Raw genomic sequence first — 376 nt, 5'->3', positions numbered from 1 at the left:
TACGAAGTTTCCTCCTACATTACGGATCAAAATCTCCAAGGCGGGAAGTTGAATAGCATTGGTGCTGTCACTGCACGAACATTGCCAGATGATATCAATCCGTCGTTAAATATTCCTTTCGAACAATCGGAAGGTGATATTATTTTCGATAGAGTAGCTGTCGTAGCACATATTTTTTATCCCGAATTAACGGAGGAAATAATTGGTTATATTAAAAATATCCCTGTTCCTTTTGGTTTGTTTATTACGACAGATACTGAAGAAAAGAAGAATAGGATTCGTGATGCAATCGACGGAACTGATGTCGGGGCGATTGAGGTCGTAATTCGTGTGACGCCGAACAGAGGTCGCGATATTGCACCTAAATATATTGCTT

General features: G+C 39.9%; 1 protein-coding gene. It reads left to right on the top strand.

The genetic code is table 11. The annotated features are described in order from the left end of the window. The coding region (locus RCF13_RS16145) for a rhamnan synthesis F family protein (protein ID WP_308141343.1) at window positions 1-376 on the top strand (376 nt) is incomplete at both ends.

This window comes from Stenotrophomonas maltophilia group sp. RNC7 (assembly GCF_030910085.1).
In the GTDB taxonomy this organism is placed as follows: Bacteria; Pseudomonadota; Gammaproteobacteria; order Xanthomonadales; family Xanthomonadaceae; genus Stenotrophomonas; species Stenotrophomonas sepilia.
This window is presented reverse-complemented; position numbering and strand designations above follow the sequence as displayed.